We start from the raw sequence: 12,838 nt of genomic DNA on the forward strand, positions 1-12,838 counted from the left end.
AACGCCCCTGTTCGATGGCGCCCAGCGCATCGCCAGCGACTGCGAATCGCCCGCCACAGGCAGCGCAACGGTAAATGCGGCTGCCATGCAGGGGATCTTGTCGGTCGAGCCAGCGTCGCGCCAACGCGGTGCATAGTAAGCAAGGTACGGCTTCGGTTGTACTCACAGTCTAACCTTGGTCGATTGCCCGACCCGCCTGAATGCCGGCCCAGCGTGTTGCAGCCGATTTTCGGCTAGGGCGCGCATTGTGGAATGCATGCCTCATCGCCCTACTCGGGTGGCCAGCGCAAAAAATGCGAAGACTGCCGGCATGCACTTGGCCAGCACCCCAAAGGCGATCAACTCCCTAAATAATGGCGCCCGCAGCAGCCATGGAACCCATAGTTCAGGGGTCAGCATCAGGGACAGCAAGACATAAGTGGTCAATCCTGAGGCATAAGTGCGCATGACCGTGTCCTCGTAGTCGCAGTAGCGTCGACTTAAGTTTCAATTAAGAAACATCCCTTTGGAGGGTAGAACTGTTCGCAATACAACAGAACCAACCGGCGCAGCCGGGGGCAGCGCCCCCCCTAATTCGAGGGATGTCCTGACTGAGGGATAGCGTCATGCTGACGGGAGCGCGCGACTGCGACTCACGCGCTTCCACTTTCCGCCCTCGCCAACCCTGGCCGAGGGTTTTTCTTTTGTCGAACGGCGCCTGATACCCGCGCCCGTTCGCCGCGCGGAGACTGGCCGCATCCCACCCGATGGGGCTGATGCCGGAAACCCCACAGCCGCTACCAATCCTTCTACTTTTTGGGGCTGGCGCTGCCCGGAATGCCGCAGGCGTATGGCGAGGAACGCCGCCAAGGTGCAAAATCCGCCAGCGGGGCTCGTCCTGAACTCCGCCCTGGCCGTGTCAGATGGGAGTTGGACACTCAAAATTGGGTCAGCGCATCATAGGCGCGCTCGCAGGCCTGCCCCGCGACGCGGGCGCGGTCGGCGTACTCAGCCAACTCTCCCGCTCGTTTGTCAGCCTGGCCGAGCACGTCGGCAAGCACATCGAGGGGACCTCCGGCTGCCGGGCTGTGCTTCTCCTCTGGGTATGGATGGCACTCGACGGCTCTCGACTCGACCCCTGACCGTTCGCTGACAGGAACCGGGGCGGATGCGCACGCCTTCGTAACCTGGCACGCCCACCCCCACCGGAGTTGCAGGCTACCGCGTCGAGGTACGCAGCGCCCCGCCCTGGCAGTATCAGCGCGGCGCGGTCCGCTCGATCCAGCCTGCAAACGTCGCCAGGAATTTGCCGAGAAAGCCCTTGGTCGATTCATTGGCGATACCGCCCTGCTCATCTAACAGCTTGTCGACGCCGCTGATATATGCCTCAGGCTGCTGCAGCATCGGGACATTGAGGAACACCATCGACTGGCGCAGGTGCTGGTTGGCACCGAAGCCACCGATGGCGCCGGGCGAAGCGCTGATGATGGCGCCAGGCTTGCCGTCCCAGACGCTGCTGCCATAGGGCCGCGAGCCCACGTCGATGGCGTTCTTCAGCGGCGCGGGCACGGAGCGGTTGTATTCCGGGGTCACGAACAACACGGCGTCGGCGCGGCGGACGCGGTCGCGGAAGGTGGTCCAGGCCTGGGTAGGTTTGTCGTCCAGATCCTGGTTATACAGCTGCAGCTCACCGATCTCGACGATCTCCAGCCTGAGCTGCGGCGGCGCCAGCGCGATCAGCGCTCTGGCCAGCTTACGGTTGTATGACTCCTTGCGCAGGCTTCCCACCAGTACAACGACATCACGATGATTGCTCATTGCGGCTCCTTTGACTGTGCGCCGGTCCAGCCGCCACTCTACCCGAGTCGGCGCCGGCATGTCCTGCGCAGGAATCGTCAGGCAGCGATGCCCAGCGACGCCAGCGGATGCTCCTCGGCGCGCCACGGGCTGTCGAAGAACGACAGCACCTTCTCTCGGCTGACATCATCAAGCCGGGCGTGTTGCCAGCGCGGCTTGTGATCCTTGTCGACGGCCAGCGCACGGATACCCTCGACACCATCGCCCTTGCGGAACACGCAGTACATCATGTCCAGTTCCATGCGCAGTTCAGCTTCGAGCGACATGCTGCGCGCACGGCGGATCTGCTCCAGGGTCACGCACAGCATCAGCGGCGAGCGGCTGCGCAGCATGGCTGCGGTCTGCGCGGCCCAGTCACCCGGGGCGTCGCTGACAGCGGCAAGGATGTCCGGCATGGTGTTGCCCGCGAACAGGCTGTCGATCTGCGCCGACAACCCGCCCAGCGTGCTTTGCGCCGGCACGCAGTCATCGCGGTGCGCATCGGTAAAGCCTTCGATGTGCGCCAGCACGGCGTCGCCGCTGACAAACTGCTGCGTGCGCAGCGAATCGACCAGCTCGGCCAGCCGGTTGGCCGGCAGATAGGCGTCGGCCAGTCCGGCGTAGAGCGCGTCGGCTGCATGGATCACGGCGCCGGTCAGCCCCAGGTACTCGCCGATGCGGCCCGGTGTGCGCGCCAGAAACCAGCCGCCGCCCACATCCGGGAACAGGCCGATATTGGTTTCCGGCATCGCCATCTTGGTGCGGTCGGTGACCAGGCGCAGCCGCGCCCCTTGCGAGATACCCATGCCGCCGCCCATCACCACACCGTCCATCAGTGCGATATAGGGCTTGGCGTAGCGGTGGATCAGGAAGTTCAGCGCGTATTCCTCGACAAAGAACTGGTCGAGCAGCGGATCGCCTTTGTGCGCGGCCTTGTGGAAATAGCGGATATCGCCACCAGCGCAGAAGGCCTTGCCGCCGGCACCGGCGACCACCACCGCCGCCACCTCGGGTGCGGCGGCCCAGGTCTGCAGCGCCTGGGTGATGGCGCGGATCATGTCGAGCGACAGCGCGTTGAGCGCCTGCGGGCGGTTCAGCGTCAGGTATCCGATGCCACCGCGGACCTCTGTCGTGACGAATTCAGTCATGTCGTACTCCTCCAATGCAACTCGCGATTTTACGCCAGTCGCATCGGCAAGCGCACCCCTGCGGGCAGCTTGCGGCGCATGCGCAGCCACCGCGCATGCGCCCTGCACCGTCAGGCCAGCCGGAACGTCGCCACCAGCGAGGTCAGGCGCTGCGCCTGGTCTTCGAGCGCCGCCGCCGCCGCTGCCGCCTGCTCCACCAGCGCCGCATTCTGCTGCGTCATGCTGTCCATCTGCGACACCGCCACGTTGACCTGCTCGATGCCATTGGACTGTTCGTCCGAGGCCGCGCTGATATCGCCGATGATGGCGCTGACGCGCTGCACCGCATCGACGATGTCCTGCATCGCCCGGCCGGCGTCATCGACCAGCCCCGAGCCTTCACGCACATTAGCCACCGAGGCGCCGATCAGCGCGCGGATCTCCTTCGATGCGCCGGCGCAGCGCTGCGCCAGGTCGCGCACATCGCCGGCCACCACGGCAAACCCCCGGCCGTGCTCGCCGGCACGCGCGGCTTCCACGGCCGCGTTCAGCGCCAGGATATTGGTCTGGAACGCAACCTTCTCGATCACGTCGATAATGTCGACGATCTTGCCCGAGCTGGCATCGATCGATTGCATGGTGTTGACCACGCGCAGCACGGCCTCGCTGCCGCGCTCGGCCAGGGTCGCGGCATTCGTTGCCAGCCCGCAGGCCTCGCGCGCGCTGTCGGCATTCTGGCGCACGGTACTGGTCAGTTCCTCCATGCTGGAGGCGGTTTCTTCCAGCGAGGCCGCCTGCTGCTCGGTGCGCTGCGACAGGTCGGCGTTGCCGCTGGCGATCTGCTTGCTGGCCGAGGCAATCGAGTCCGCGCCGCCGCGCACGTCGCCCACCATGGCCACCAGGCTGGCCTGCATCCGGCCCAGCATGCCGAGCATGCGCGCGGTCTCGTTGCGCGCTGACTCGTCCGCCAGCACCTCGCCGCCCGAAGCGGCGACGCTCAGGTCGCCACCCGCGATCTTTTCGAAACGCCCGATCGCCGCATCCAGCGGCTGGACGATCGAACGGCGCAGGCGCCATGCCACCACGGTGCTGAAGGCCAGGCCCACGGCCAGCACGCATGCCGACAGCGTGAACAGGTTGCGATAGCGTTGCTGCGACGCCTCGTAGACCTGCTTGGCGCTGGCCACCTGCAGCTTGTTCAGTTCGGCATTGACGGCGGTGAAAGCGATGTCGAGCTGCGGGATGGTTTCGAGCACGGCCTTCATCACGCCATCGCGGTCGCCGGCATGCAGCGCGGCGATCATCGGCGCGACGCCCTGCTTGAAGAGCGCATCGCGCTTGGCGGTGACATCTTCCACCGCCCTGGCTTCACCAGCCGAGCGCGGCAAGGCGAGATAGGCCTGCCAGGCTTTCTCGGAATCGCGCGCAAAGCCTTCCGCGGTTGCGGCGCGCGCCTTGGCATCGGCGGGGTCCGTGGCAAAGGTCGCCTGGTCCAGCAGTACGCGCACGAGCAACTGGTTCGAACGCGCTTCGGCCAGGTTGACCGCGGCCGACAGCTGCTGCCCATAGATCTGGTGCGTCGCCTCGTTGCTGCGCGACATGCCGAGCCAACCCACTGCGCCGACAATCAACAACAACAGGTTCGTGACGATAGTGAGGAACCACAATCTGGCTCCGATGGTAGTGTTCTTGAACATGAAGGCTCCGGGGGAAGAGGAATCGGGGAAATCGGGAGCGCGCGCCGCGCCGCCGCCCTGTTCAACTACGGCGCGCTGGCTGCGTCCTTTACCGGTATTGGCCGACTTCACACGCGTGACAGAATTGCGTGGCAGTACAGCAATCCATCATGTGGCGGATGCGCCGCGAAAGCTCCGCAGGCACCGTTTGGAGGAACCCCTCGTGGCAATTCCATGCGGAATATGCAAACTGGCGAGATGAACACTGAATCGCTCGATCCCGGACTCGTGCTGCTGGCCTTTGCGCCAGTGTTCCTGCTGACCATCGGCGCCGAGGCCTGGTACTGGGCCCGCCGCGACCCAACCGTCTACAGCCTGCGCGACACCGTATCCAACGCAGCGCTGGCGCTGATGCACCAGGCGTCGGATGCGTTCTTCCTCTGGCTGATGATCCGCACGGTCTACACGTGGTGCTACCAGCACGGCCTGCGCGCCATGCCGGAGACCGTGTGGTCATTCGCGCTGTTATTGCTGCTGCAGGACTTTCTCTATTACTGGTTCCACCGCGCCAGCCACCGCGTGCGCTGGCTGTGGGCTTCGCACGTGACGCACCATTCGTCGGAAGGCATGAATTTCTCGACAGCGTTCCGGCAGAGCCTGACGTATCCGCTCTCAGGCATGTGGCTGTTCTGGATTCCGCTGGCGTGGATCGGCTTCACGCCGGACTGGGTGATCCTGGCGGTAGGCGTGAACCTGGCCTTCCAGTTCTTCGTGCATACGCGGCTGGGGCAACGCTGGCCGCTGATCGAGTCGCTACTGAATACGCCATCGGTTCATCGCGTCCACCATGCGAAGAACCCGCAGTACATCGACCGCAACTACGCCGGTGTGCTGACGATCTGGGACCGCCTGTTCGGCACCTTCGTGCCGGAGCAGGAAGCACCGGTCTATGGCATCACGCGGCAGGTGCGCACGCACAACCCGCTGACGCTGACCTTCCACGAGTGGCGCGACATGTTTGCCGATGCCTGGCGCGACCGCGACCTGCGCTACCTGTGGAAGCCGCCCGAGTGGTGCAGCCCGCGCGCACCGGCGCTCGAAGTCGTGCCTGGCGCGCAATAGCCATCGCCTTCACAAATTTCCGCAAGAACCAGATCATTGACTTCTGCGCAGAAAATACGAAATTGACCGGCCGCTGGCACCGGCATTTACTTCCATCCGGTGCCCGTGCCGATGCAGCGCGTTGCTGCACATCGCAGCGATCCTCGACATGGGGCAGGCAAAGCACCCGATTTGGAGATCGCGGCAATGGCATGCGCATGGTCGAGATTCACCGCCGTAACGATGGGCCCGCTCGCGGTGGCCGCCGCCCAGTTGCTGCCCTGCCCTGCCTCCGCGCAGAAGGCCATCTCAGGTGATGGCATCGCACAGATCGACCTGCGGCAGCCTGCGTCGTTCAGCACCTATACCGTCACCGGAGACCCGGTCTCCACGGACGTGACATTTATCGGCAGCGCCTTCGTTGCGGATACCGATGCGGTCACCGACGGCGGTTCCGCCAGGTCCTATGTGTTCCGTAATCGCGGCACGATCCGCACCAGTGGCACCAAGTCGGCGGGGGTCTTGCTCGGCTCCGCCGACGCGGGCAGCACAGTGGTAAATACCGGCCTGGTCGAAAGCGACAGCACTGGCGATGGCATCCGGATCCTCGGCACGGCCGGCGTGGTGCTGAACCAGGGCGGCGCCATCCACGGCGGCACCACTGGCGTGCTGCTGGAGCGCGGCGGCACGGTGACGAACCTGGCTGGCTCAGTGATCGGAGCCAGGAGCGGACACGGCATCAGCATCGTGAGCAATGGCGGCAGCGTCGCCAACGCAGGTGCGATCTCAGGGGAACTGATCGGCGTCCTGCTGGACAGCGGCGGCAACGTGGCCAATGGCTCGACAGACGGCGGCACTACCATCGCCACCGTTGCGCAGATCACCGGCGGCACGTACGGGCTGTGGATCGGCGGCAGCGGCGGCAACGTGGTCAACTATGCCGGCAGCACGATAAGGGGTAACGGCAATGCAGGCGTCCTGATAGCCGGCGCGTCCGGCACGGTCGACAACCGTGGCACCATCGACGGCCTGGAACACGGCATCCGGCTGGAATGCGGCGGCACGGTCATCAACCGCGGCATCGTACGTGGCGGTACCACGGCCGGCATAGCGCTGGCCAACGGCGGCACGATGGAACACCTGGGCTGCCAGATCGTGGCGCAGGCCGGCAGTGGGGTGCAGGCCACCGGTGGCGCCATCATCAACAGCCAGGCAGGCCCAGCTCGTCTACGTGAAGTACGGCGCCGATGACGTCACCGAGCCCAACGGCACGCGCATCACCGGCGCCGACTCCAGCGGCGTGGTCACGCGCGTGGGTGCGCGCGTGCACCACACTTTCCTGCGCGTCGACGGCCGCAAGATACAGCCATACGCGACGCTGAACTGGTGGCACGCCGGCATCGACAGCAATATCTCGTTCAACCGGTTGCCGCTCGGCAGCCTGTACCCGTCCAACCGCTATGAGCTCAAGCTCGGCATCAACGCCGACATCGGCAAGCGCTGGAGCGGCTGGGCCAATGTGGCCGGCGCGTGGGGGGCACAAAGTTTCTATCAGTACGCGCTGCGTGCCGGGGTGAAGTACGCATGGTAAGCAGGTGTCTCATTGCCCCGCTGCCAACAAAAAACCGCGCTCACGGGCGCGGTTTTTTGTTGGCACAGCCAGCGCTTATGCGCCTTCGCGCGAAGCGCGCTTGCGCTCGTGTTCCTTCAGGTGGCGCTTGCGCAGGCGGATGCTCTTGGGCGTGAGTTCGACCAGCTCGTCGTCGGCGATGAATTCCACCGCATATTCGAGCGACATCTGGATCGGCGGCACCAGGCGCACGGCTTCATCGGTACCCGAAGCGCGCACGTTGGTCAGCTGCTTGCCCTTGATCGGGTTGACCACCAGGTCGTTGTCGCGGCTGTGGATGCCGATGATCATGCCTTCATACAGCGCATCGCCCGGCTTGACGAACATGCGGCCGCGGTCCTGCAGCTTCCACAGTGCGTAGGCCACGGCATCGCCGTCGTCCTGCGAGATCAGCACGCCGTTGTGGCGCTCGCCCAGGCCGCCTTCGCGCACCGGCGCGTAGTCGTCGAAGATATGGCTGATCAGGCCGGTGCCGCGCGTCAGCGTCAGGAACTCGCCCTGGAAGCCGATCAGGCCGCGGGCCGGGATGCGGTATTCCAGGCGCGTGCGGCCCTTGCCGTCCGAGGCCATGTCGAGCAGTTCACCCTTGCGGCGGCCCAGCTCTTCCATCACGCCGCCCTGGTGGCTGTCTTCGACGTCCACGGTCAGCAGTTCGTACGGCTCATTCTTGACGCCGTCGATTTCCTTGAACACCACGCGCGGACGCGACACGGCCAGCTCGTAGCCTTCGCGGCGCATGTTTTCCAGCAGGATGGTCAGGTGCAGTTCGCCGCGGCCAGACACTTCGAAGATGGTGTCGTCGCCGGTATCGGCCACGCGCAGCGCCACGTTGGACTTCAGTTCGCGGTCCAGGCGCTCGCGCAGCTGGCGGCTGGTCACGAACTTGCCTTCGCGGCCGGCCAGCGGCGAGGTGTTGACGCAGAAGTTCATGGTCAGCGTCGGCTCGTCCACCTTCAGCATCGGCAGCGCGTCCTGGGCGTCCGGCGCGCACACGGTGCAGCCGATACCCAGTTCTTCGATGCCGTTGATCAGCACGATGTCGCCGGCTTCCGCTTCCTGCACGATCTCGCGCTCCAGGCCCTGGAACTTCAGCACCTGGTTGATGCGGCCCTTGATCGGGTTGCCTTCCGGGCCGAACTTGACCACCACGTCCTGCAGCGGACGGGCGCGGCCACGCGAGATGCGGCCCACGCCGATCTTGCCGACGTAGCTGGAGTAGTCCAGCGAGATGATCTGCAGCTGCAGGGGGCCGTCCCGATCGTCATCACGCACCGGCACCTTGTCCAGCACGGTTTCGAACAGCGGCTTCATGTCGCCGCCGCGCACGTCCTCGGTCAGGCCGGCAAAGCCGTTCAGGCCCGAGGCGTAGATCACCGGGAAGTCCAACTGCTCGTCGGAGGCGCCCAGCTTGTCGAACAGGTCGAAGGTCTGGTTGATCACCCATTCCGGGCGCGCGCCCGGACGGTCGATCTTGTTGACCACCACGATCGGCTTCAGGCCCAGCGCCAGCGCCTTGCGCGTGACGAAACGGGTCTGGGGCATCGGGCCTTCGACTGCGTCGACCAGCAGCAGCACGCCATCGACCATCGACAGCACGCGCTCCACTTCACCGCCGAAGTCGGCGTGGCCCGGGGTGTCGACGATATTGATATGGGTGCCGTTGTATTCGACGGCACAGTTCTTCGCGAGAATCGTGATCCCGCGTTCCTTTTCCAGGTCGTTCGAGTCCATCACCCGTTCGGCGACTTGCTGGTTGTCGCGGAAGGTGCCTGCCTGGCGCAGGAGCTGGTCGACCAGGGTGGTCTTGCCATGATCGACGTGGGCGATGATGGCGATATTTCGGATGGCGCGGGTCATTGCTGCGTCTCGCTTTGGAGAATCTGAGGTAACCCAATATTCTAGCATGTTGCAGCGCAAGATGCGCTGATCGGAACCGCCACTTACTCAATGAATATCATTGTGAAAAGTGGAATAACCAATTTCCGTTCTTGCGCATCGTTAAACGTGAACATATATTTGCCTAAGCAAAGATTGCAAAGGCAAAGATGTCACGGCTTCCTTCCTCCGATCAGCCAGCCGAATCCACGGCCGGCCAGTTCGACCCCGCCCAGTACCAGATGTCCGACAGCGTCGGCTACCTGATGCAGCGCGCCAAGAACATGCTGGCGCATGGGGTCGAGCAGGAAGTCAACAACCTGGACATCACGCAGGCGCAAGCCAGTTGCCTGATGATGCTGGCCACCGGCCGCGCCTCCACCGTCACCGACCTGGGCCGTGAACTGAATACCGATATGGGTTCGGTCACGCGCCTGCTCAGCCGCATGGAAAAGCGCGGGCTGATCGAACGCCGGCGCCGCGACGCCGACCGCCGCGTGGTCGACCTGTCGGTCACGCCACAGGGCCAGGAACTGGTGGAACGGCTGCCCGCCATCTTCTGCAAGGTACTTGCCCACCACTTCCGCGGTTTTTCCGAGGGCGAAATCCAACTGCTGCGCAGCATGCTGCGTCGGATCATCGATAACAACAGCGGGTAGCGGGCTGTACGCCGGCTTCCGGCACACCAGATCGTCCGGTCAGTCCGGTCAACCGGACACCGTATCAGCCCGTAGAAACCGTAAGGCTCCGGCAACGGAGCAACACCATGAAACAAGCTCTCTCCCCCCAATCCCCCCGGCGCGCCACCCCAAGCGAGCTGGCGCGCCGCGCCAGTTCGCTTGCGCTGACTGCCATGGCCGCGGCGGTGCTGGCCGGTTGCGCGGCACTCGGCAATTCGCACAGCACCCAGACCGTGGCCGACCCGGCCACGCTGGCCACCTCGCAGACTTTGCCCGACGAACACGGCCAATGGCCCTCGCAGGACTGGGTCGCGCAGTTCAAGGACCCCCAGCTGAGCGCCCTGGTCGATGAGGCGGTCAAGGACAACCCGAGCCTGCAGGCCGCGTTCGCCCGCGTGGAAGCTTCGCGCGCCATGGCCGATGCCACCCGCAGCGCACTCTATCCGCACCTGGAGTTCGAAGGCAGCCTGCTCCGCCAGCGCATCTCCGAGAAAGACCTGTTCGAAGGCACCCCGCTGGCGGGATCGTGGCAGAACCAGTCGCGCCTGCAGGTGGGCCTGTCCTATGACTTCGATTTCTGGGGCAAGAACCGCGATGCGCTGGAAGCGGCGCTCTCCGACGACCGCGCCGCCGAGGCGGAAAGCCAGGCCTCGCGCCTGATCCTGGCCACCTCGATCGCCCGCAACTACGCCCGCCTGGCGGCGCTGTACGCCCAGCGCGACGTGGCCGAGCGCGCCATCGCCCAGCGCAGCGACCTGACCGAGCTGTCGCGCCAGCGCCTGGCCGCCGGCCTCGACACCCAGGTCGAGACCACGCAGGCGCGCGGCACGGTGGCTGCTTCGCGCACCGACCTGCAGCGCGTGGACGAGGAAATCGCCCTGGCGCGCAACCAGCTTGCAGCGCTGCTGGGCAAGGGCCCGGACCGCGGGCTGCAGATCCAGCCCCCGGTGCTGCTGGCGCAGGCCACGCCGACGCTGCCCGACAACCTGACCATCGGCCTGCTGGGCCGCCGGCCGGACCTGGTGGCGGCACGCTGGCGCGTGGAGGCGGCGTCCAAGGACATCAATGTCGCCAAGAAGGAGTTCCTGCCTGACGTCAGCCTGACCGCCTTTGCCGGCCTGGCCGCGCTGGATCCGTCCAACCTGCTGATGAGCGTCAGCCGCACCTTCGGCATCGGCCCGACCATCCGCCTGCCGATCTTCGAAGGCGGCAAGCTGCGCGCCAACCTGAAGGGCAAGTACGCCGGCTACGACATCGCCGTGGCCAACTACAACCAGGCCCTGGTCGATGCGCTGCGCGAGACCGCCGACACCATGACCAGCATCCGCAGCGTCGACAAGCAGATCCAGACCCAGCGCGAAGCCCTGGACCTGGCCGAGCACGCCTATGCACTGGCCACCACCCGCTACAAGGCCGGCCTGGGCACGCAACTGACCGTGCTGAACGCCGAAAGCAACGTGCTGCAGCAGCGCCGCCTGGCGACCGACCTGCAGGCACGGCGGCTGGACCTGCAGATGGGCCTGATGAAGGCGCTCGGCGGCGGCTACCAGGAGCCTGCGGAAGGCCACGAGAGCGCGGGCCACGACCCGGCGCGGCAACAGCACAACACCCAGGCGGGCGCCCGCGGCTGATCCGCGCACCCAGTGATCGAACACAAGATTATTCAGAAGACATCATGAGCAACAACCAGCAAGCGGCCGGCCCCAACACCCCCCAGCACCCTGCCCAGCAAGCGCCGGCCACCACCAACAACAACGGCAAGCGCAAGCGCATGCTGCTGTCGCTGACCGCGGCAATCGTGGTCGCCGGCATCGGCTATGGCGTTTACTGGGGCATGTACGCCCGCCACTTTGAAAACACCGACGACGCCTATGTCGCCGGCAACGTGGTCCAGGTCACGCCGCTGGTGGGCGGCACCGTGGTGTCGATCGCCGCCGACGACACGCAACTGGTCACCGCCGGCCAGCCGCTGATCCAGCTTGACCGCGCCGATTCGCAAGTGGCGCTGGAACAGGCCGAAGCCCAGCTGGCCCAGGCCGTGCGCGAAGTGCGCACGCTGTACGTCAACAACGGCTCGCTCGCCGCCAACGTGGCGCTGCGCGAAGCCGACGTGGCCAAGGCCGGCGACGACCTGCGCCGCCGCCAGGCCATCGCCGGCTCGGGCGCGGTCTCGAATGAAGAGATCTCGCACGCGCAGTCCGCGCTCAAGGGTGCGGAGTCAGCGCTGCTGGCCGCGCGCGAGCAGTTGGCGTCGAACAAGGTGCTGACCGACCAGACCACGGTGGAGAAGCACCCCAACGTGCAGCGCGCCGCCGCCAACCTGCGCTCGGCCTACCTGTCGTTCGCGCGCTCGTCCATGCCAGCGCCGGTGACCGGCTACGTTGCCAAGCGCTCGGCGCAGGTCGGCCAGCGCGTGGCCGCCGGCGCGCCGCTGATGGCCGTGGTGCCGCTGGACCAGGTCTGGGTCGACGCCAACTTCAAGGAAGTGCAGATCACGCATATGCGCATCGGCCAGCCCGTGACGCTGGAAGCCGACGTGTACGGCTCCAAGGTGGAATACCAGGGCAAGGTCGCCGGCTTCTCGGCCGGCACCGGCTCGGCCTTCTCGCTGCTGCCGGCGCAGAACGCCACCGGCAACTGGATCAAGGTGGTGCAGCGCCTGCCGGTGCGCATCGCGCTTGACCCGCAGCAGCTCAAGGACCACCCGCTGCGCGTGGGCCTGTCGATGACCGTCAAGGTCGACGTGCGCCGCGAGGAAGGCGCCGCCATGGCCGCCGCCGCGCCGGCCAGGCCGATGCAGACTGATGTCTATGAAAAGGTTGCGCAGGACGCCGACCAGCTGATCGCGCGCATCATTGCCGCCAACAACGGCGGCCGCAGCACCGGCCTGCCCTCGGCCAGCGCCGCCAACGCCAAGCCTGCCAACACCTGATC

11 protein-coding genes and 1 pseudogene are annotated in these 12,838 nt (G+C 65.8%); 6 read left to right on the forward strand and 6 right to left on the reverse strand.

The features are described from left to right. Positions 1 to 261 precede the first annotated feature (261 nt). The 5 genes and pseudogenes from RS901_RS18105 to RS901_RS18125 all read right to left on the reverse strand — a co-directional run bounded on the left by RS901_RS18105 (position 262) and on the right by RS901_RS18125 (position 4,639). Positions 262 to 447 (reverse strand): hypothetical protein, encoded by a 186-nt coding sequence (locus tag RS901_RS18105; protein WP_316150258.1) that lies wholly within the window; start codon positions 445 to 447, stop codon positions 262 to 264. 470 nt (positions 448 to 917) lie between these two features. Next, positions 918 to 1,067: pseudogene (locus RS901_RS18110) on the reverse strand (DUF2514 family protein); the annotation flags it as partial. A 169-nt stretch (positions 1,068 to 1,236) separates the two neighbouring features. Then, positions 1,237 to 1,797, reverse strand: coding sequence for an NAD(P)H-dependent oxidoreductase (locus RS901_RS18115; RefSeq protein WP_316150259.1), 561 nt, complete (start codon positions 1,795 to 1,797; stop codon positions 1,237 to 1,239). Positions 1,798 to 1,874: 77 nt separating this feature from the next. Beyond that, positions 1,875 to 2,963: an enoyl-CoA hydratase/isomerase family protein gene (locus RS901_RS18120; RefSeq protein ID WP_316150260.1), complete on the reverse strand. Its 1,089-nt coding sequence runs from the start codon at positions 2,961 to 2,963 to the stop codon at positions 1,875 to 1,877. A gap of 110 nt (positions 2,964 to 3,073) precedes the next feature. Continuing rightward, entirely contained in the window at positions 3,074 to 4,639 is a 1,566-nt protein-coding gene (locus RS901_RS18125) for a methyl-accepting chemotaxis protein (protein ID WP_316150261.1), read from the reverse strand. A 237-nt stretch (positions 4,640 to 4,876) separates the two neighbouring features. Here RS901_RS18125 and RS901_RS18130 point away from each other — a divergent pair, with 237 nt between their 5' ends. From RS901_RS18130 to RS901_RS18140, 3 genes are all read left to right on the forward strand, one after another. Beyond that, positions 4,877 to 5,740 (forward strand): sterol desaturase family protein, encoded by an 864-nt coding sequence (locus RS901_RS18130; RefSeq protein ID WP_316150262.1) that lies wholly within the window; start codon positions 4,877 to 4,879, stop codon positions 5,738 to 5,740. Positions 5,741 to 5,926: 186 nt separating this feature from the next. Then, the gene (locus tag RS901_RS18135; RefSeq protein ID WP_316150263.1) at positions 5,927 to 6,970 is read left to right on the forward strand and encodes a hypothetical protein; all 1,044 of its coding nucleotides are present in this window, start codon (positions 5,927 to 5,929) and stop codon (positions 6,968 to 6,970) included. Then, positions 6,951 to 7,310: an autotransporter outer membrane beta-barrel domain-containing protein gene (locus RS901_RS18140; RefSeq protein ID WP_316150264.1), complete on the forward strand. Its 360-nt coding sequence runs from the start codon at positions 6,951 to 6,953 to the stop codon at positions 7,308 to 7,310. Before RS901_RS18135 ends, RS901_RS18140 begins: the two co-directional genes overlap by 20 nt. 75 nt (positions 7,311 to 7,385) lie before the next feature. Here the strand turns inward: RS901_RS18140 and typA are convergent, their stop codons facing one another. Next, positions 7,386 to 9,206 (reverse strand): translational GTPase TypA, encoded by a 1,821-nt coding sequence (gene typA / locus RS901_RS18145; RefSeq protein WP_153953615.1) that lies wholly within the window; start codon positions 9,204 to 9,206, stop codon positions 7,386 to 7,388. Positions 9,207 to 9,394: 188 nt separating this feature from the next. On the opposite strand from typA, the gene RS901_RS18150 reads away from it, so the two are divergent. The 3 genes from RS901_RS18150 (at position 9,395) to RS901_RS18160 (ending at position 12,836) form a co-directional block, all read left to right on the forward strand. Next, a complete protein-coding gene (locus tag RS901_RS18150) occupies positions 9,395 to 9,883 on the forward strand; it encodes a MarR family winged helix-turn-helix transcriptional regulator (protein ID WP_316150265.1) in 489 nt (162 codons plus the stop codon). Positions 9,884 to 9,990: 107 nt separating this feature from the next. Next, positions 9,991 to 11,535, forward strand: coding sequence for an efflux transporter outer membrane subunit (locus tag RS901_RS18155; RefSeq protein ID WP_316150266.1), 1,545 nt, complete (start codon positions 9,991 to 9,993; stop codon positions 11,533 to 11,535). A 44-nt stretch (positions 11,536 to 11,579) separates the two neighbouring features. Further along, entirely contained in the window at positions 11,580 to 12,836 is a 1,257-nt protein-coding gene (locus tag RS901_RS18160) for an HlyD family secretion protein (RefSeq protein WP_316150267.1), read from the forward strand. Positions 12,837 to 12,838: the final 2 nt, after the last annotated feature.

Origin of the sequence: Cupriavidus sp. BIC8F (assembly GCF_032465815.1) — a bacterium.
Lineage (GTDB): Bacteria > Pseudomonadota > Gammaproteobacteria > Burkholderiales > Burkholderiaceae > Cupriavidus > Cupriavidus necator.

Excerpts from the sequence above, each read along its gene's own strand:
- RS901_RS18120 (WP_316150260.1), bottom strand. The coding sequence starts at position 2,963 with ATGACTGAATTCGTCACGACAGAGGTCCGCGGTGGCATCGGATACCTG.
- RS901_RS18160 (WP_316150267.1), top strand. The coding sequence starts at position 11,580 with ATGAGCAACAACCAGCAAGCGGCCGGCCCCAACACCCCCCAGCACCCT.
- RS901_RS18150 (WP_316150265.1), top strand. The coding sequence starts at position 9,395 with ATGTCACGGCTTCCTTCCTCCGATCAGCCAGCCGAATCCACGGCCGGC.
- RS901_RS18130 (WP_316150262.1), top strand. The coding sequence starts at position 4,877 with ATGAACACTGAATCGCTCGATCCCGGACTCGTGCTGCTGGCCTTTGCG.
- RS901_RS18155 (WP_316150266.1), top strand. The coding sequence starts at position 9,991 with ATGAAACAAGCTCTCTCCCCCCAATCCCCCCGGCGCGCCACCCCAAGC.
- RS901_RS18135 (WP_316150263.1), top strand. The coding sequence starts at position 5,927 with ATGGCATGCGCATGGTCGAGATTCACCGCCGTAACGATGGGCCCGCTC.
- typA (WP_153953615.1), bottom strand. The coding sequence starts at position 9,206 with ATGACCCGCGCCATCCGAAATATCGCCATCATCGCCCACGTCGATCAT.
- RS901_RS18105 (WP_316150258.1), bottom strand. The coding sequence starts at position 447 with ATGCGCACTTATGCCTCAGGATTGACCACTTATGTCTTGCTGTCCCTG.
- RS901_RS18115 (WP_316150259.1), bottom strand. The coding sequence starts at position 1,797 with ATGAGCAATCATCGTGATGTCGTTGTACTGGTGGGAAGCCTGCGCAAG.
- RS901_RS18125 (WP_316150261.1), bottom strand. The coding sequence starts at position 4,639 with ATGTTCAAGAACACTACCATCGGAGCCAGATTGTGGTTCCTCACTATC.